This window comes from Parablautia muri (genome assembly GCF_009917485.1).
In the GTDB taxonomy this organism is placed as follows: Bacteria; Bacillota; Clostridia; order Lachnospirales; family Lachnospiraceae; genus Suilimivivens; species Suilimivivens muri.
Genome location: NZ_QZDT01000014.1, coordinates 1 through 18,514, shown reverse-complemented (window position 1 = coordinate 18,514; position 18,514 = coordinate 1). Strand labels below are relative to the sequence as shown.

Sequence of the window (18,514 nt, the reverse complement as noted above, 5' to 3'; positions counted from 1 at the left end):
TTTGATATAATTATAAAAACAAGAGAAAACCTATAAGACATCTCTTAATTTAGGAGGTTTTAGAGATGAATAAAATATTACTGCGTATTGCAGACTTGCGTAAAAAAGCAAAAGTAACACAGCAGGAACTGGCAGACAGCATAGGTGTATCATTTCAAACAATCAGCAAGTGGGAAAACGGAGTCAATCTGCCGGATATAACCATTCTTCCATTACTGGCAGATTATTTTAAAGTATCAACAGATCAGTTATTAGGTTTAAAACCGCTTGACGGTGAGATATATATTCCTGAAAAAACAGCAACAAAAGAGTTTTGGAACCAAAAGCAGGAATACCTTTTAAGGACACGAAAAAGTTATTGGAACGATGACTATACGCGCTTTCTTATTTCACAGGTCTGGAAGATTGATAAACCAATTTCTGTATTGGACTGCGGCTGCGGATATGGATTTTTAGGATTGTTGCTGCTTCCTTATCTGCCTGAGGGAAGCTCTTATACAGGAATTGATTTCGCAGTAGATTTGATCAAAAAGGGAAAAGCTCTTTTTGAAAGTCAAAAATTGGAGGCGGATTTTCTCTGTGAAAATGTTTTTAATTATTCAGTCGAAAACCAGTATGACTTTGTAGTATGTCAGGCTGTTCTTAGGCATTTGGATAATCCGTCAGCCTTTATACAGAAGATGATTCAGTTTGCAAAACCAGATGGATATGTTGTATGCATAGATGCAAACAGAGAATTTGAGTGCTGTGGGCTTTATATTGACGGCATGGATTATCAGGAGCTATGCAGGCATGAAGGATTGGAGAAAAAGTGGCAGACTGAACTTGCAATGCAGGGGCGTGATTATGCGGTTGCCATCAAAACTGCACATATGATGCAAAAGCTGGGACTCGCCGATGTTGATGTAAGAATGAACGATAAGGTAGAGTTTATTACTACGCAATATGCAGATTATGAGGAAACAAAAAATGATTTTATCGCATATAACGATTGGACCTCTGGCATTCGTGATGAGCAAAAGGAAAGGCTGATTCTCCATTTATTAACCCATGGTTTATCCCGCAAAGAAGCCGAAGATTATTGCAGTCGAAATATTGAAATTGCGGATTTCTTTGCAGATAACCCGACTGCCGGATATACGTTTGTGAAAGGAAACATGATTTCTTATGGAAAGAAGATTGGAAAAAAGACCGGGAAAAAAGCAAATACTCTTGCTTGATATGTATGGTGTAATCATAAAGGAAAGTAAAGGATATTTTATTCCATACACATTTGAGCATTTTGACAAAAAGGAACATGACAGACTTACAAGAGTATTCCGTGAAGAATGTTTATTTACAAAAGCTGGAAACGATTATGACATACTTGTTGGTGAAGAGTTCAGTTGCCTTGAATTTCACATGGACAGGGACACGATCAGCTGGATTCTGAAAATTGAATACAGGAGGTCGATAATGGAGAAATTGCTGAAATACACACATGAGAACGGCATTGACTATGTTCTTGTCGGGGATTACTATATCCCCATGCTGACGCTGCCGGAGAAAAACCGCCACATGCAGGAGCAGGGAAAGAGATTTTTACCAGCGGTGCAGAAGATGAAGTATATAAAATATCTGCGGGCATACCGCGGATGATAAACCGTGTATGTGAAAAGGCTCTGATGTATGCGTGCCAGCAGCAGAAGCGGCTTTTGGACGGGCACATGGTGCGTTTTGTGGCGGACCATGAGATGCTGGGAGGTGTGGGATGATGACATGGCCGGAAGGGAGCATGGAGTTTGTATGCACCGTGCCGGCGGAAGAAGGAAAAAGGGAAGAAAGATGGCTTGGGGAAGTGAAAGTCAGAAGTTACGGCCCTTGCATGGCGGAGCTTATTATTTATGGGAGGGACAGCTGTATCAATGCAGTGTTCGGGAAATATATGAGCGGCCAGTATATCTGTATGCCGGACATTGATACAGGATGCCCCTTAAGCAGACTGTCCGATTTATTCTGGAACAAAGAGAGGCTGTCAGCGAATATGAATGAAACAGATGCAGTAACCGTTGCCCACGCCCTGCGGGCATTATCCGGGTATACAGGGAGGGACTGGCTGTAGGGAAGCATGGCAACTATAGGCAAAACAGACGTTTGACGAAGTGTGCGTGGAATGGGGACAATTTCATAAGGGAACAGGAAAAACAGGCCGTCCGGAATGATCTGGGCGGCCTTCCTGCGTGAATTGGGCATAATTCAGGCGCAATTCCGTAGGTGGATATGATCTGCCCTGTCTGGAATTGTCAGACAGTTTCCGACAGCTGCATGGAAAATGCTGTCCTGGGGACTGGCAAAAAGATGGGACTGAACAATTGTATATGCAATTGAAAGCATGACAGGAAAATGAGCAGATTTGCGACAGCGGATAAGATTGAATCTGTGACAGCTCATGAAGTTATTAACATCAATAAATGGAAAGGGTCATCAGTCGAGATCAAATTTCAAAAAATGTATTACTCTATGGGATATGCTTATGTACTCATTATCTGCCAAGCAAAAAATCACAAGTCTATCGGAAAATCAGACGAATGATACAGAGGAAAATTAAAATAAAATATATGGCCCTTCTCTTTATATGGAGAAGGGTTGTTTTTATAAAACAGTTTATGTCTTCAATATAGTTATATCCTTTATTATTTAAGATACAGTTTTTAGCTATGTTTTTCAACATATCGAAAAGAGAATAGCTTTTTTATTCGGAAAAATATTTCTCACAAAAATCCTTTGCATTCATGATTTGAATGTTTCCAAACTGCTCTATTACGAGTAGATCTTTATCTCCGCTGACAATATATAAAGCGTGAGAATCTTTTGCACATTCCAGAAATTTGTTATCGTCAGGATCACGGCATATTTCAACATGAGTAACAGGTTCGATAATTTCCATAGCTTTAATTAGCGGGCTTAAAATTGTTCTATTAATATGCCCTTGTTTTCTGTCAATCATCTCCTGCACGATTTCCTCATATTCGTTAATAATTTCTGTCGTAGCGCAGGCTGTTATCTTCTGATCAACAACAGCACGAAGAATTTCTCTTGGGAATCCGCCAAAAAACACACCAGAAATCAAAACATTTGTATCTATCACAATTCTCATACTCGTTTCTTCTTTCTAACCGATTTGACTATATCATTAACATCGTTTTCATTATATCCAACAGACTTTGCCCATTTTTGCGCTTCGTCCAGTGACGCTTCAAATTCTTCGGCAGAAGGAAGTTTTAAAGTTTTGAGCATGATAACATCTCCGGAAGTATATGCCACCAGTTTATCACCCGTATCAATCGACAGAAGTTTTCGGATGCTAACTGGCAGAGATATTTGGCCTTTGGAAGAAACAGTTAATATTTGTGTACTCATTTACATATGCTCCTTTCTTGTAAGAATTTCTTACTTATATTATGCCACAACGTCAAAGTATATGCAAGAAAAATTGAATTCACCACTTGACAATACGGCAAAGAGCTTATGACACTGGACGAGGTAAGAAAACTGGATAATAAAAAGAGTATCGTCCTGATCCGGGGCTGTGACCCGGTCATAGATTTTAAGTTTAACACCTGTAAGCATCCCATGGGAAAAGGAATATGACAGAAGGATTTCCGTGGAACGCTCCAACAAGCTCCTTTTCCTACACGATATTCAGTTGTCAAGTTTTAGGAGGCATCTCATTCATTGAGATTCCGAGAAGTTATAAATGGTATCTTTATTGTAATGTAGATGAAATGTTTTATCCGCATCTTTTCAAATAGAAATCCCCAGTATATAATGAAGATGTGAAAAGATGCGGATAAAAAATTCGGAGGAAGCATCGCAATGGATAATAAAAGTATTAAAAAATTAGAAGCAGACTTGTGGGAGTCTGCTGATTTGCTTAGGGCGGGCTCAAAGTTGACCTCCAATCAGTATTGCATGCCGGTACTTGGCTTACTTTTCTTAAGGTATGCGTATAGCAGATTTAAAATGGTAGAAGAAGAAATATTAAAAAATAGGCCCATGAGGAATGGACGTAAGATGCCGGTAGAGGCAAGAGATTTTGTTGCTAAGAGTGCCTTGTATCTTCCGGAAATGGCCCAATACAGTTGGCTTGTAAATTTGCCGGAGAATGTGGCTTCACTTGTGCTTACGAATGTGGCAGGCCAAACTATGGGAAGTCTTGGGGAGATAGTAAATAACGCTATGGAGCTTGTGGAGCAGCAAAGTGAGCAGCTTACCGGAGTACTGCCAAAGAGTTATACAGATTTTTCAGATGATTTGCTTGGCGAACTTTTGAGAATATTCAATAACAACGGCCTTGATGAAGTTGGGGGTGATGTTATTGGCCGTATCTATGAATATTTCCTGAATAAATTTGCTAAAAATATTGCTTCTGATGATGGGGTGTTCTTTACCCCTAAATCACTGGTAAAGATGATTGTAAATATTTTAGAGCCTGCAGGCGGTGTGCTATTAGATCCTGCTTGCGGTTCAGGCGGTATGTTTGTACAGACAGGCGATTTTGTAAATGAGGCAGGATTACAGGCAAACAGCAGAATGACTTTTTATGGACAGGAAAAGGTTGCGTATAATGCGCAGCTTTGTCTTATGAATATGGCTGTACATGGATTGACCGGAGTAATCGAATCAGGAGATCAGGCAAACAGTTTTTATTATGACGCGCATAATTTGGAGGGGTGTTGTAATTATGTTATGGCGAATCCACCCTTCAATGTAGATAAAGTAAAGGCGGAGTCAGTAGCTAATGCGGGCAGGCTTCCTTTTGGAATGCCGAAGGAGAATAAGAGTAAAGAAATCGGAAATGCAAATTATCTTTGGATTTCTTATTTTTATGCTTATCTGAATGAAACAGGCAGAGCAGGATTTGTTATGGCTTCTTCCGCAACAGATAGTCAGGGAGGCGATAAGGACATTAGAGAAAAGCTTGTCAAGACCGGTCATGTGGATGTTATGGTAAGCGTAGGAAACAATTTCTTTTACACAAAGAGTTTGCCTTGTTCTTTATGGTTTTTTGATAAGGGGAAGGCAGATGAGTTAAAAAATAAAGTCCTTTTTATAGATGCAAGAAATTATTACACGGTGGTAGACCGCACACTGAATGAGTGGAGCGAATGGCAGCTTAAAAATATAAATGCTATTGTTTGGCTTTACAGGGGTGAGACAGATAAGTACAAGGCATTACTTGAAGAATATAAGACTGTGCTGAAAGAAATGATTATAGAGGCGGGTGAGGAGCCTCTTAATGCTGTAATGGATAATGTATTCATAGATGGATTTGAAATAGCCAATACGCATCTAAAAAAACTCAGAGAGGGAGCAAAGAAGGTTGCGGAATCCTGTGATAAGAAAGAAAAGAAACAGTTGCAGGCTTTGTGGGACGAAAAAATTTTATCTGTAGAAGAAATCGTAGAAGTGGTAAAGGAAGCGAGGTGGCTTTACAGCAAGTTTGGTGAGAGTGAGTATAAGGATATTCTTGGACTTTGTAAAATTGCAGATATTGAAACAATTGAAAGTAAAGGATGGTCGCTTACTCCAGGAGTCTATGTAGGGGTGGCGCCTGCAGAGGATGATGGGGTTGACTTTGCAGAAAGAATGGTTGAGATACATAAGGAACTTTTAGATTTACAGGCGGAAAGTAATAAATTGATGGATGTCATCTCGCGGAATATGAAGGAGATGGGGTATGAGCTGGGGAAAATATAAATTAGCTGATGTTTGTAATTCAATTGCAGATGGAGATCATCAGCCGCCTCCAAAGGCAGATAGCGGAATCCCTTTTGTAACAATTTCCAATATTACAAATAATAATAAATTTGATTTAACAGATACAATGTTTGTTCCGCAAGAGTATTATGATGGATTAGATGATAAGAAAAAAGCTCGCATAGGAGATATTCTCTATTCTGTAGTTGGATCATTTGGAATTCCTGTATTTATGAATGAGGAACAGAAATTCGTATTTCAACGCCATATTGCGATTTTACGACCTGACAGGGAAAAGATAGTTCCAGAATTCCTATTTTATACAATGTTAAATAGAGACTTTTATATGAAAGCAGATGCCGTTGCTTTGGGAGCGGCACAAAGGACTATTAGTCTCACAGCGCTAAGAGGCATAGAAATTGAAATTCCGCCCTATAAAATGCAAGAAAAAATTGTAAATATTTTAAAACCATTTGATGACATCATTGAAAATAACCAAAAACAACTTAAACTCTTAGAAGAAGCAGCACAACGCCTTTATAAGGAATGGTTTGTAGATTTGAGGTTTCCTGGATATGAGAAATATGATATTGTTGACGGAGTACCAGAAGGGTGGAAAAAAGAAAAATTAGTTGACCTTTGTGATGTTCAATATGGATATGCTTTTGATGGGACTTTATTTAATAATAAGGGAAATGGAACTCCGATAATTAGAATTAGAAATATTCCACCTGGAATTACAGGTGATTATACACCAGAAAATGCAGATGACCAGTATAGAGTTCAGAACGGTGAAATTATTGTCGGTATGGATGGTGAATTTCATATCAATTCTTGGTGTGGAGAAACCTCATATTTAGTGCAACGGACATGCTGCATTAGACCGTATGATAAAGCTATCCATGGATGGTTATTGTGGGCAATTCGGGATCCTATTAAATATTTTGAAAAAACGGTTGTTGGTGCAACCGTATCGCATTTAGGAAAAAAACATATTGATACAATTGAATTACTGAGAGCACCCAATAAAATGTATGAGCCGTTTGATGTGTATTTTAAAAAGAGGCAATTATTGCTTAATCAAAATCGTAAATTAATTGAAATGCGAGATAGATTATTACCGAAACTTATGGGTGGAGAAATAGTGGTGTAATATGTTATTTGGAAATCTGTAGTAAAATTATGATGGGATTTTTGCACATATTGTTCTAAGGGGTAGAAGCATAAAGCTGTATTAAATGATAATTACTTTTTAAGGGTTTTCTTAAAAGAGATATTATCTCGTATGAAAAATTATAGGAGAAAGGTATATGAGCTACGATTACTCAGAAAATATATTAGTTCAAGAAAGTGCCGGCAACTTTCTAAAAGAAGAACTTGGATGGAGAGTTGAGCTTGCATATAATGCAGAAATTCTTGGTGATAACGGTTCTTTTGGAAGAAAATCCTACAAGGATATTCTTTTAATACGTTATTTTAAAGATGCCCTTAAGAAACTTAATCCATGGATAACACCAGAACTTGTGGAGGATGCGCTAAAGACTTTTGAACAGCATCTTTCCACTTCTTCTTTGATGCAGATAAACGAGGAAAAGTATGGCTATATCCGTGATGGTATTCCTGTAAAAGTAAAAAAATCAAACGGACAAGTAGAGGAAAAGAGAGTAGTTGTTATAGACTTTGTAAATCCTGATCATAATGATTTTCTTGCTATTAAAGAGCTAAAAATACATGGTGACTTATACCACAGGCGTACAGATATTGTGGGATTTGTAAATGGTATTCCGCTTTTATTTATAGAATTGAAAAAGAATACAGTAGATGTACAGGACGCATATACAAATAATTATACAGATTATTTGGATACCATTCCCCATCTGTTTTATTATAATGCATTTTTGATGTTATCAAACGGTATTGAGTCAAAAGTAGGTACGCTTGGAAGTAAGTATGAGTTTTTTCATGAATGGAAAAGACTTAATGAACAGGAGACAGGCAGCGTTGCGCTGGAAACAATGCTTCGGGGTATTTGTAATAAGTTTAATTTTTTGGACTTATTAGAAAATTTTATTTTGTATGACCACTCCGGAGGAACTACTGTCAAAATACTTGCAAGAAATCATCAGTATCTTGGAGTGAATGAAGCGGTGAAGGCTTATGAGGCCCGTAAACTTAACAATGGAAAGCTTGGTGTGTTTTGGCATACACAGGGTTCCGGCAAAAGCTATTCGATGGTATTTTTTTCTCAGAAAATCCGTAGAAAATTTGCAGGATCGCCTACCATTGTTGTACTTACTGATCGGGACGAACTTAATACGCAGATTAGCGATACCTTTGAAAACTGTGGTTTGTTGGGAAAGACAAAGGCCTCAAAGTTCATAGCTACAAGTGGTGACGACCTGATAAAGAAATTGACAGGCAACCCAAGCTTTATATTTACTCTTATTCAAAAATTTAATAAGAAAGTAGAAAAACCCATTATCACCGACCATGATATCATTATCATTTCGGACGAAGCACATAGAAGTCAATACGGCATATTTGCAGATAATATGATGGACTTGATTCCGACAGCTGCCAGAATTGGTTTTACCGGAACCCCGCTTTTATTGAACGATAATATTACGGAACGTACCTTTGGTGGTTATATCTCTATTTATGATTTTAAGCGCGCAGTGGAAGATAAGGCTACTGTGCCGCTTTACTACGAGAATAGAGGTGAGAAGATACTTGATATACAGAACCCCGATATTACAGATAAAATCCTTGATGCGATTGAGGCGGCAGACCTTGATGCAGAAAAGGTCGAGAAATTAGAGCATGAGTTTGAAAAAGAAATTCATCTTTTGACAGCAGAGCCAAGGCTTCGTTCGGTTGCCAGAGATTTTGTATCACATTACTCTGACCTATGGGCAAGCGGCAAGGCAATGTTTGTTTGCTTGAATAAGGTTACTTGTGTCCGCATGTACAATATGGTGCAGGAGTATTGGCATGAAGAAATTGAATTATTAAGGAATAAGAGAAAAAATGCCTCACAACAGGAAGTGCAGGAGCTTGAACGCAAGATAAAGTGGATGACGGATACGGAGATGGCTGTAGTAATATCACAGGAGCAGAACGAAATCCAAACCTTTAGGAAGTGGAGTCTGGATATCAAACCACACCGTGAAAAGATGGAAAAGCGTGAGCTTGATAAAGAATTTAAGGATAAGGACAATCATTTGAGAGTCGTTTTTGTCTGTGCGATGTGGCTTACAGGATTTGATGTAAAGTGTTTGTCATGCTTATACCTGGATAAACCTTTAAAAGCGCATACCCTGATGCAGACTATCGCAAGGGCAAACCGTGTAGCCGAGGGAAAAGATAACGGACTTATTATTGACTATATTGGTATCGTAAAAGCACTTCGCAAGGCACTTGCCGATTATACAGTAAATGCTGGCGGAAAAAGTGTAGATCCAACAGATGATAAAGAAAAATTGATAGAGAGAATCCTGAAAATTATAGCTGATGCAGATGAATTTTTGCGTGGTAAAGGCTTTATATTAAGTGAACTTGTGGCTGCAAAGGGATTTGCTAAACTTGCCCTGCTGCAGGAAGCGGCAAATGTCGTAACTGACAGTAGAGAGAGTAAAAAGCAATTTATGACTTATGGTAGCGAGCTTAATCGTATGATGAGATATCTTGACAGACATAATATTTCAGAGGGAGACAGGCAAAAGAAAGATGCTGTTATTGCAATATTTAATGAGTTAAAGAAAAAGAAGAAATATTTGAATACAGTTGATTTGATGGTACAGATTAATGGTATATTAAATGAATACATTTTGATAGAGAAGACAAACGAAAATCGGAGTATAGCAAAGCGCTTTGACATCAGCAAGATTGATTTTGATTTACTTCGCAGGGAGTTTGCTAAGGTTAAAAAGAAGAACCTTATGCTCATGGAGCTGGATGAACTGATTCAGACCCGTTTACATAAAATGCTCAAGGACAATCCCAGGCGTGTAGATTATTATGAGCGCTATCAGAAGATTATCGAAGAATATAATAAGGAGCAGGACAGGGCCAATATTGAAAGGATATTCATGGAACTTATGGATTTGGCCAATTCCATGAACCAGGAAGAACAAAGATACGTTCGTGAAGGCTTCACAAGCGATGAAGAATTATCATTATACGATATGCTATTTGATGAAGATCTTTCTAAGGAAGAAATCAAGAAGATTAAAAAAATTGCAGTAGACTTACTGGATAAGATTAAGAACAAAATTGCAGAGCTTGACCATTGGACAGATAAGCAAGAAACAAAAGCGGAGATAGATACGCTCATTGGCAAGATTTTGTGGGAGAAACTGCCGGAATGCTATTCGGATAATGCAATATTTACATATAGACAGAAGATTTTTGAATATGTCTATGTGAGATATAAGGAAGTGGCATAAACATAATAAATATGGAGAAAGTTCGATTATTGTAGGAACAGATATTGTACGATTACAGGTGGCTCATTGGCAGCAGAGTGTTAGAATTTAAATCATAAAAAGAGGAGAAAAATTTGGTAAAAGGAACGAAATTCATACAGCTTAATACAGAAAAAGCCTTTAAAAGAAGAATCCGTAAAGAGATGTTCTACCGCTTTTTTTGCCGTATTCCGGTTTTACTTTTAGGTGGAATAACATGGTTTCATCTCTACTCTTTATGTCAGTATGGAAGAATAAAAAAGAATGTACCAGTGCTGCTTGTATGCACCGTCGTTTTCTTCATACTATTTTTAAGGTTTCTTTTCTCCTGCAGCAAATATCAGAAAAACAGCCTGCCCTTTACCTATCAGAGGTTTTTCGTAAAAGATGGAGAATTGACCGTGCAGATTAACGATTACTGCAAAGAGATTCCCTTTTCCGACCTTGTGTATTATCGCTGGAATAAGAAAGGATGCTGCCTTGCTGATAAAGAAGGGCACTTTTTTAACATAGAACTGGATCATGAGGCAAAGGATTTGCAGGGTGAGTCTTTGCAAGGAGACGAGGGGCGGGAGTTTTTGAAACTAAAGCTGTCAGCAGTTGGCATCAGGAAGAAATGCCTTTTGAAAACGCCAATTCTTTTAGGATGGATATGCATTAGTTTTATTGGAATGGCGCTTGTGGTAAGAAGTGCTGTGCCCTACAATGGAAAGCTGTCGTGGTTTTTGCAGGAGATGAAAAATACGAAACGGACAGAACTGGTGCACGATAATCTTTATGAAGACAAGCTGTCCGGAATTTTAGAGGACATTGAAAAGAAGGTGGCGTTACCCGAAAAGCTTTGCATTGCCACCAGCTTTTCACTTCATTTCAGCTCGGATGGGACAATCATAAGCTTTGACACTATGCTGAAAGGGTTTGATGAGAATGACAATTATGTGGACAGCTATTTGATTTCCTATGACAGGAAGAAATCAAGTGAAATACGCATTGACCTGCACGGTATTACCAATGGGGTTTATGAGGAGGAAAAGGATTTTACCATGTTGGTAGAAGGGATGGAGGCTGTGCCGGTAAAGGAGACCGCAGGGAGATGGCGGGAGGAGGAGTATGGTATCCTGTATTATGGATGGAGAGAATTTTCCGCTTATGAGGAAAATGTGATTTATCTAAGTGAGGAAAAAGAAATTTTGGAGCCGTCAGATATGCTCTGGGGAGGGACGAAGCTTAGCGGTTACAGTATTTCTGTTTATTGTCCGGGAAAAGAGGAAATTACCCCTTACAGATATTTGTTCTTACCACAGGAGGAGTTTGACAGGGTTAAAAACTTTACCGATTTTCGTTATTTTATATGGGATTAGCGCTGCTGTTAATAGTGCCACAGAAGGTTTGAAATCTGATTTACAAATGAGGCCAATAGTGATAAAATAAAAACAAATGTTCGAAAGAGGACTAAAGGATGGAACAATTATCACTTTTCACACAGGAAGTAAATATGAGTACACCTCTCGCCAGCAGGCTCCGACCGCAGACACTTGATGACTATATCGGTCAGGAGCATTTGGTAGGAAAAGGAAAGGTGCTGCAGAACCTTTTGGATAAGGATATGCTTTGCTCCATGATATTCTGGGGGCCTCCAGGGGTGGGAAAGACTACATTAGCGCGGATTATTGCCAAAAAGACACAAGCGTCATTTATTGATTTCAGCGCTGTCACAAGTGGCATTAAGGAAATAAAGGATGTCATGAAGCAGGCGGAATTTGACCGGATGATGGGAAAAAGGACGATTGTGTTCGTGGACGAGATCCATCGTTTTAATAAAGCGCAGCAGGATGCCTTTCTCCCCTATGTGGAAAAGGGAAGTATCATTTTAATCGGGGCCACCACGGAGAATCCTTCCTTTGAAATTAATTCCGCTCTTTTGTCAAGGTGCAAGGTGTTTGTGCTGAAGGCCTTATCCAGTCAGGATATGCAAAAGCTGTTACACCATGCGCTTACGGACAAACGGGGACTTGGTAATTATACAATTTATATAGAAGAAAGACTGTTAAATGCCATTGCAGTTTTTGCGAATGGGGATGCTAGAACGGCGTTAAATACGCTGGATATGGCAGTGTTAAATGGCAAAATAGAAGCGGATGGTTCCATAACTGTGCAGGAGGAAATTTTGGAGCAGTGCACCGGAAAGAAGATGCTGCTGTATGACAGAAATGGAGAAGAACACTACAATCTGATATCTGCATTACATAAGTCAATGCGAAACAGTGATCCGGATGCGGCAATTTACTGGTTGGCGCGGATGCTGGAAGCTGGGGAAGACCCCCTTTATGTAGCAAGGAGGCTGGTGCGGTTTGCCAGTGAGGACGTAGGAATGGCGGATTCCCAGGCCTTGCAGGTGGCGGTTGCCGCTTATCAGGCATGCCACTTTAACGGAATGCCGGAATGCAATGTGAATTTGAGCCATGCAGTGGTTTATTTATGTATGGCGCCCAAATCCAATGCCCTTTACACAGGCTATGAAAAGGCGAGAGCAGACGCGGAAAAGATGTTGACCGAACCGGTACCGTTGCAAATCAGAAATGGTGTGACCAGCCTGATGCAGGAGCTGCATTATGGTGAGGGATACCAGTATGCCCATAATACAAAAGAAAAGCTTACGGATATGAAATGCCTTCCGGAGTCTTTGGAGGACAGGGAATATTATGTGCCCACTGACCAGGGAGCGGAGAGAGCTGTGAAGGAACGTTTAGAACGGATTAAAACATTTAAAAAATCTTTTAAAATATAGAAAGTAATACGCAATTCCATATAATGGAACAAACATTCGAAAAAACTATTGCTTACTGTGATGAATCGTGATATGATATTGCAAACACGTGTTCGAAAACGCACTGCGAATCGATTTGTATTATGGGAGCGGAGTCATGGAGAATGGTCTTACTGTCAGAAAAAAGGAAGAAATGTCCATTATGGAGAAGTTGAGGATATTGTCAGATGCCGCCAAGTACGATGTCTCCTGTTCCTCCAGCGGCGTAGGCCGAAGGGGAGATGGGACAGGCATTGGAAACACATTGGCAGCTGGCATTTGCCACAGCTTTGGAGCAGACGGACGGTGCATTTCCCTTCTGAAAATTCTGTTTACCAATGAGTGTATCTATGATTGTAAATATTGTATCAACCGAAAATCCAATGATGTGCCAAGAGCGTCTTTTACACCGGATGAGATCTGCGAGCTGACCATCCAGTTTTACAGGCGCAACTATATTGAAGGGCTTTTTTTGAGCTCCGGGATTCTTTATAGTCCCACATATACTATGGAATTAATTTATGAGGCGGTGTATAAGCTGCGAACATTACATCGCTTTCAGGGATATATACATGTGAAAGCGATACCTGGCGCAGATCCGGAACTGGTTAGACAGATGGGGCTTTTAGCGGACCGGATGAGTGTCAACTTAGAGCTTCCCACGGCGGAGGGGCTTAAGCAGTTAGCGCCTAATAAACACCGTAGGAATATATTGTGGCCTATGCGCCAGATTCAGCAGGGAATTACCCAAAATAAAAATGAAATTATGGTTTATAAGCATGCGCCATCCTTTGTGCCTGCGGGGCAGTCCACACAGATGATTGTAGGCGCCACTCCCGAGAGCGATTACCAGATTATGACGGTAGCAGAGAACCTTTATAAGAAGTTTGACCTAAAAAGAGTTTATTACTCTGCTTTTGTCAGTGTAAATGTGGATAAGTCTCTGCCGGCGCTGCCGGAGGGGCCGCCATTATTGCGGGAACATAGATTGTACCAGGCGGATTGGCTGCTGCGCTTTTATGGCTTTGAGGCGGGGGAGCTTTTGAGCGAGAAAAAGCCTAATTTCAATGTGTTATTAGACCCGAAAGCTGACTGGGCGTTGCGACATTTGGAACAATTTCCTGTTGAGATTAACAGAGCAGATTACCGAATTATTTTGCGGGTACCAGGAATTGGCGTTAAAAGCGCCCAGCGTATTGTAAGAGCAAGGCGCAATGGAAATCTTGGCTTTGATGATCTTAAGAAGATTGGCGTGGTATTAAAGAGGGCACTGTATTTTATTACCTGCAATGGCAGGATGATGTACCCAACAAAGCTGGAAGAAAACTACATTGCCCGAAATCTGATTGACAGAAAAGAAAAACTGCCCTTTGACAGAGATGGTATGACTTACAGGCAGCTGTCTTTGTTTGATGATGCCGCATGTCAATGGTAATATGGTGGAGGATTGCTGTGGAAGAATATTATTTGAGCTGCGAGGATTCTCTGGAAGGAGTTTTTACAGGGATATATGACGCATATCTTAAGAAAAAACCCCATGAGCAGATACACATTTGCGTTGGAGAGGAAGAAAATTACAGGCTTTTTGCTGTCTATGAAACCTGCTTGCCGGATGCAAAAAAGACAGCCAGCGTGGCAAGAACAATCGTAAGGGAATTTGGGCAGGAGGCATATCTGTCTATCTGCCGGGCCCTTGCATCCAGGGAGATGGATAAGGGAGAGGCAGTGTATAAGGCAGTGGTGGCAGGGTTTGCCATGAAAAACAAAAAAGAGCTGATGGGAAACCTGTCAAACCCATATATCCACAGAGTTTTTGAGATGGCGCGGTTTACAGCCAATGAAGCTCATTATCATGTGGAATTTTTGCGGTTTAAGGAGCTGGAAAATGGGATTTTGTATGCAGTGATTGGACCGAAGAATAATGTGCTTACCTTTATTGTACCGCATTTTGCAGACAGGCTTCCCCTTGAGAATTTCGTGATCCATGACGAAAAAAGGGATATCTATGCGGTGCATCCGGCTAAGAAGGATTGGTATTTGGTGTGTGGCGATGAGGAAACAGGGCGGCCGGAGCGGCGCTGCTCTGATGGTGAGAGAAAGTATAGCGAACTGTTTAGCTGCTTTTTTCATACTATAGCAATAAAGGAACGCGAAAGCTATGGGCTGCAGCGCAATATGCTGCCCATTAGATACCGTGAGTATATGACAGAATTTCAGGAAAATGAAAAGTATAAAAAATAGAAATTTTGGTGATAATGGATATGAATAGTAGATTATTTTAGAAGATGTGCATATCAGGAGTGCCGTTTTGCCTGTTAAAATTGTTTTGTGAAGCTTTGCAGATGTGAGGTGTAAGGCAAAATAGCATAAAAGGGCGTAATATGGTTTATACAAATTGCCAAAAGCATGCGGTGTGCCCGGAGATTGTATTAAAAAAAATACTTTACAAATTTGGAATTGGGTGGTAATCTTTCTTCAAACAAGAAAACGTTTTCCGCCATGCATTGACAAGAAGGAGGGTGATAATTATGATGCAGAGAAAGATCAAATTAGAATTGGATGATGTGAAGGATTTTGTGATTACAGCTTCAAGATGTGATTTTGATATCGATGTCTCTTACAACAGATTCACGGTAGATGCCAAGTCAATTGTCGGTGTGTTAGGATTGGATTTAAATAGGATTTTGACTGTGGCTTATAATGGATATAATCCGGAATTTGAAAAGATGATGAATCGTCTGGCTTTTGCATACTAGGTGCGGACCTGAAAGGCTTAGGAAGGACCTTGCTTAAGCATTCATGTATGAGTTGTTGGCGCAAAGTAATCTATAGAAGCATTTGATTGACTCTCCTGAGAAGATAGCGTACTATCTTTTTAGGAGATTTTTTTCATGATTGGCAATTATTCCCGCAGGCAACGAGCCAAGTAGACGTGCTTATAGAGATGCGAAGCATCTCATAGATATTTGGTGACTGCCGCCATATAAGAAGGATACAGGGTTTAAATGGAGATACATATATCAGTAAGGAATCTGGTGGAGTTTATTCTGCGTTCCGGAAATATAGATAACAGAAGAACGACAGCTCCTGAAAATGCCATGCAGGAGGGCGGAAGAATCCACCGCCTGATTCAGCGCACTATGGGGGCGGATTATCATGCGGAAGTTTTTTTGCGCCACATTGAAAAGACGCCGGATTATGATATACATATTGAGGGGAGGGCGGATGGTATTATCATAAGCCAGGGAGGCGACATAGCCTATCCGCCTCCACTGCCCGGCAGTGAGGGAGATGGGGACAGTGGAGACTTGGTGTCAGTGACCATAGATGAGATTAAGGGAACTTACAGAGATATCCACAAAATGAAGGAAGCGGTGCCGGTGCATTTGGCACAGGCAAAATGCTATGCGTATATTTATGGAATCCAAAATGGCCTAAGACACATCAGAGTACGGCTCACCTACTGCAACATTGATACGGAGGAAATCAGGTATTTTTATTTTGAATTTGATAAAGAAGAATTGGATAATTGGTTTGGTGAGTTGATGGGGCAGTATAGGAAATGGGCTGATTTTCAATTTTCATGGCAGAAGGAAAGGCAGGCATCCATGAAAAATCTTTCTTTCCCTTTTCCTTACCGCAAAGGGCAAAAAGAGCTTGTTTCTTATGTCTATCGAACCATTTATCATAAGCGGAAGTTATTTATAGAAGCGCCTACCGGTGTGGGGAAAACGATCTCTGCATTATTTCCTGCGGTAAAGGCTTTTGGGGAGGGGATGGGGGAAAAGATCTTTTATCTGACCGCAAAGACGATTACCAGAACGGTGGCGGATGATACGATTGAGCTGATGCGGAAGAAGGGACTGAAATTTAAATCCGTGGTTTTGACTGCTAAGGATAAAATATGCTTTATGGAGGAGACAGAGTGCAATCCGGAGTTTTGTCCATATGCCAAGGGACATTTTGATCGCATCAATGATGCGATTTACGACTTGTTGACTCATGCGGACAACTTTAATAGAGAGGCGGTAGAAGATTGCGCAAGGGCGCATAAAGTCTGCCCTTTTGAGTTGTGCCTTGATATGAGTCTCTTTGCGGATGGAGTGATTGGAGATTATAATTATCTATTTGACCCACATGTGTATTTAAGACGCTTTTTTGCAGAGGGAGTCAGGGAAGACTACATATTTTTAATTGATGAGGCGCATAATCTGGTGGACCGTGGCAGGGAAATGTACAGTGCGGTTCTGAAAAAAGAGGATTTTTTGGCCCTTAAGAAGGTGGTAAAGGAATATGAAGTGAAGCTGTACCGCCAACTTGAGGCGTGCAACAGGGAGCTTTTGAAACTAAAAAGGCAGTGTGAGGACTATACGTATCTTGACGATGAAGATATGGCACCGTTTATACGGGCACTTACAAGGCTCTCTGCCGCTATGGAGGATTATCTGGAGGATAATGAGGAAGGTGCAGCAAGAGGCGAGGTACTGGATTTTTATTTTGAAGTCTCTCATTTTTTGCTGATAAACGATAAGCTGGATGAAAATTATGTGGTCTACACACAGCTTGCGTCAGATGGAGGGTTTTCGATCAGGCTCTTTTGTGTGAATCCGGCCAAAAACCTTCGTGAGTGTATGACGCGTGGGAGGAGTACGATTCTGTTTTCCGCTACTTTGTTGCCAATTCAGTATTATAAGCGACTGCTGGGCGGTGAGGCGGAGGATTATGAGGTCTATGCCCATTCCGTTTTTGACCCGGAGAAAAAAAGAGTATTTGTGGCAGAGGATGTGACCAGCAGATATACAAGACGTTCAGATATGGAATATTACAATATTGCCGCTTATATCCACAACGTTATCAGCCAGAGGGAAGGAAATTATATGGTGTTTTTCCCTTCCCATGTATTTTTGAAAAGTATATATGATGTGTATTACAATTATTTTTTAGATACCAACCGTGTAGAATGCCTTTTGCAGGAGGAGCGTATGGATGAAAAGAGCAGAGAGGAATTTCTTGCCAGATTTGCCGGAGCGGATGAAGAAGGAAAAACACTGCTGGGATTTTGTGTGCTTGGGGGAATCTTTAGTGAGGGAATTGATTTAAAGAAGGACAGCCTTATCGGAGCGATTATTGTAGGAACAGGTTTGCCGCAGGTGTGCAATGAACGTGAAATTTTGAAAAGCTACTTTGATTTGAGAGGAGAAAGCGGATTTGATTTCGCCTACAAATATCCGGGGATGAATAAAGTGCTTCAAGCGGCAGGCAGGGTAATCAGGACGGTGGATGATGTTGGAATTATTGTGCTTTTGGATGAAAGGTTCCTCAATTCCTCCTACCTCAGAATGTTCCCAAGAGAGTGGGAAAAATATGAAAGAATATCCCTTGAACAGATTGGTAGGAGGATAGAAAGGTTTTGGAATGAATGGTTATAGTATATAACTCAAACTTCGCACATAGATTTTAGCTATGCACCTTGAAAACTCAATATCTGGCAATGATTCAATTATCA

16 protein-coding genes are annotated in these 18,514 nt (G+C 40.3%); 14 read left to right on the top strand and 2 right to left on the bottom strand.

All coding sequences use genetic code 11. From position 1 onward, the window contains the following. Positions 1-65 precede the first annotated feature (65 nt). The 4 genes from D5281_RS09970 (at position 66) to D5281_RS09950 (ending at position 2,571) form a co-directional block, all read left to right on the top strand. Positions 66-1,220: a methyltransferase domain-containing protein gene (locus tag D5281_RS09970; protein ID WP_160560014.1), complete on the top strand. Its 1,155-nt coding sequence runs from the start codon at positions 66-68 to the stop codon at positions 1,218-1,220. After that, the gene (locus D5281_RS27315; protein ID WP_456299540.1) at positions 1,168-1,638 is read left to right on the top strand and encodes a hypothetical protein; all 471 of its coding nucleotides are present in this window, start codon (positions 1,168-1,170) and stop codon (positions 1,636-1,638) included. The genes D5281_RS09970 and D5281_RS27315 overlap by 53 nt, the downstream gene beginning before the upstream one ends. 112 nt (positions 1,639-1,750) lie before the next feature. After that, complete coding sequence (locus D5281_RS09955) at positions 1,751-2,101, top strand: hypothetical protein (RefSeq protein ID WP_160560013.1); 351 nt, start codon at positions 1,751-1,753, stop codon at positions 2,099-2,101. Positions 2,102-2,382: 281 nt separating this feature from the next. Beyond that, positions 2,383-2,571: a hypothetical protein gene (locus tag D5281_RS09950; RefSeq protein WP_160560012.1), complete on the top strand. Its 189-nt coding sequence runs from the start codon at positions 2,383-2,385 to the stop codon at positions 2,569-2,571. 160 nt (positions 2,572-2,731) lie between these two features. On the opposite strand, the gene D5281_RS09945 is transcribed toward D5281_RS09950, so the two are convergent. After that, positions 2,732-3,136: a putative toxin-antitoxin system toxin component, PIN family gene (locus tag D5281_RS09945; RefSeq protein ID WP_160560011.1), complete on the bottom strand. Its 405-nt coding sequence runs from the start codon at positions 3,134-3,136 to the stop codon at positions 2,732-2,734. Continuing rightward, entirely contained in the window at positions 3,133-3,399 is a 267-nt protein-coding gene (locus tag D5281_RS09940) for an AbrB/MazE/SpoVT family DNA-binding domain-containing protein (RefSeq protein WP_160560010.1), read from the bottom strand. The genes D5281_RS09945 and D5281_RS09940 overlap by 4 nt, the downstream gene beginning before the upstream one ends. Positions 3,400-3,507: 108 nt before the next feature. Here D5281_RS09940 and D5281_RS25575 point away from each other — a divergent pair, with 108 nt between their 5' ends. The 10 genes from D5281_RS25575 to D5281_RS09895 all read left to right on the top strand — a co-directional run bounded on the left by D5281_RS25575 (position 3,508) and on the right by D5281_RS09895 (position 18,437). Beyond that, a complete protein-coding gene (locus D5281_RS25575; protein WP_277935277.1) occupies positions 3,508-3,630 on the top strand; it encodes a hypothetical protein in 123 nt (40 codons plus the stop codon). Between the two features lie 225 nt (positions 3,631-3,855). After that, positions 3,856-5,739 carry a class I SAM-dependent DNA methyltransferase gene (locus tag D5281_RS09935; RefSeq protein WP_160560009.1) on the top strand — a complete coding sequence of 628 codons (1,884 nt, stop codon included), beginning with the start codon at positions 3,856-3,858 and terminating at the stop codon, positions 5,737-5,739. Further along, positions 5,720-6,892, top strand: coding sequence for a restriction endonuclease subunit S (locus tag D5281_RS09930; protein WP_160560008.1), 1,173 nt, complete (start codon positions 5,720-5,722; stop codon positions 6,890-6,892). Before D5281_RS09935 ends, D5281_RS09930 begins: the two co-directional genes overlap by 20 nt. 157 nt (positions 6,893-7,049) lie before the next feature. Next, the gene (locus tag D5281_RS09925) at positions 7,050-10,184 is read left to right on the top strand and encodes a type I restriction endonuclease subunit R (protein WP_160560007.1); all 3,135 of its coding nucleotides are present in this window, start codon (positions 7,050-7,052) and stop codon (positions 10,182-10,184) included. 113 nt (positions 10,185-10,297) lie between these two features. Continuing rightward, positions 10,298-11,563, top strand: coding sequence for a hypothetical protein (locus D5281_RS09920; RefSeq protein WP_160560006.1), 1,266 nt, complete (start codon positions 10,298-10,300; stop codon positions 11,561-11,563). Positions 11,564-11,661: 98 nt separating this feature from the next. Next, complete coding sequence (locus tag D5281_RS09915; protein WP_160560005.1) at positions 11,662-12,990, top strand: replication-associated recombination protein A; 1,329 nt, start codon at positions 11,662-11,664, stop codon at positions 12,988-12,990. Positions 12,991-13,126: 136 nt separating this feature from the next. Continuing rightward, positions 13,127-14,443, top strand: a complete 1,317-nt coding sequence (locus tag D5281_RS09910) for a putative DNA modification/repair radical SAM protein (RefSeq protein WP_160560004.1) — start codon at positions 13,127-13,129, stop codon at positions 14,441-14,443. A gap of 17 nt (positions 14,444-14,460) precedes the next feature. Continuing rightward, a complete protein-coding gene (locus tag D5281_RS09905) occupies positions 14,461-15,249 on the top strand; it encodes a TIGR03915 family putative DNA repair protein (protein ID WP_330584927.1) in 789 nt (262 codons plus the stop codon). Positions 15,250-15,536: 287 nt separating this feature from the next. Further along, positions 15,537-15,764, top strand: a complete 228-nt coding sequence (locus D5281_RS09900) for an HPr family phosphocarrier protein (protein WP_160560003.1) — start codon at positions 15,537-15,539, stop codon at positions 15,762-15,764. 249 nt (positions 15,765-16,013) lie between these two features. Next, positions 16,014-18,437, top strand: coding sequence for an ATP-dependent DNA helicase (locus D5281_RS09895; RefSeq protein WP_160560002.1), 2,424 nt, complete (start codon positions 16,014-16,016; stop codon positions 18,435-18,437). The last annotated feature ends 77 nt before the right edge of the window (positions 18,438-18,514 follow it).

What these genes read in the sequence shown, in the direction of transcription:
- D5281_RS09935 (WP_160560009.1), top strand. Translation starts at nt 3,856, where the DNA reads ATGGATAATAAAAGTATTAAAAAATTAGAAGCAGACTTGTGGGAGTCT.
- D5281_RS27315 (WP_456299540.1), top strand. Translation starts at nt 1,168, where the DNA reads ATGGAAAGAAGATTGGAAAAAAGACCGGGAAAAAAGCAAATACTCTTG.
- D5281_RS09970 (WP_160560014.1), top strand. Translation starts at nt 66, where the DNA reads ATGAATAAAATATTACTGCGTATTGCAGACTTGCGTAAAAAAGCAAAA.
- D5281_RS09915 (WP_160560005.1), top strand. Translation starts at nt 11,662, where the DNA reads ATGGAACAATTATCACTTTTCACACAGGAAGTAAATATGAGTACACCT.
- D5281_RS09950 (WP_160560012.1), top strand. Translation starts at nt 2,383, where the DNA reads ATGAGCAGATTTGCGACAGCGGATAAGATTGAATCTGTGACAGCTCAT.
- D5281_RS09945 (WP_160560011.1), bottom strand. Translation starts at nt 3,136, where the DNA reads ATGAGAATTGTGATAGATACAAATGTTTTGATTTCTGGTGTGTTTTTT.
- D5281_RS09955 (WP_160560013.1), top strand. Translation starts at nt 1,751, where the DNA reads ATGATGACATGGCCGGAAGGGAGCATGGAGTTTGTATGCACCGTGCCG.
- D5281_RS25575 (WP_277935277.1), top strand. Translation starts at nt 3,508, where the DNA reads ATGACACTGGACGAGGTAAGAAAACTGGATAATAAAAAGAGTATCGTC.
- D5281_RS09925 (WP_160560007.1), top strand. Translation starts at nt 7,050, where the DNA reads ATGAGCTACGATTACTCAGAAAATATATTAGTTCAAGAAAGTGCCGGC.
- D5281_RS09940 (WP_160560010.1), bottom strand. Translation starts at nt 3,399, where the DNA reads ATGAGTACACAAATATTAACTGTTTCTTCCAAAGGCCAAATATCTCTG.
- D5281_RS09895 (WP_160560002.1), top strand. Translation starts at nt 16,014, where the DNA reads ATGGAGATACATATATCAGTAAGGAATCTGGTGGAGTTTATTCTGCGT.
- D5281_RS09910 (WP_160560004.1), top strand. Translation starts at nt 13,127, where the DNA reads ATGGAGAATGGTCTTACTGTCAGAAAAAAGGAAGAAATGTCCATTATG.
- D5281_RS09900 (WP_160560003.1), top strand. Translation starts at nt 15,537, where the DNA reads ATGATGCAGAGAAAGATCAAATTAGAATTGGATGATGTGAAGGATTTT.
- D5281_RS09930 (WP_160560008.1), top strand. Translation starts at nt 5,720, where the DNA reads ATGAGCTGGGGAAAATATAAATTAGCTGATGTTTGTAATTCAATTGCA.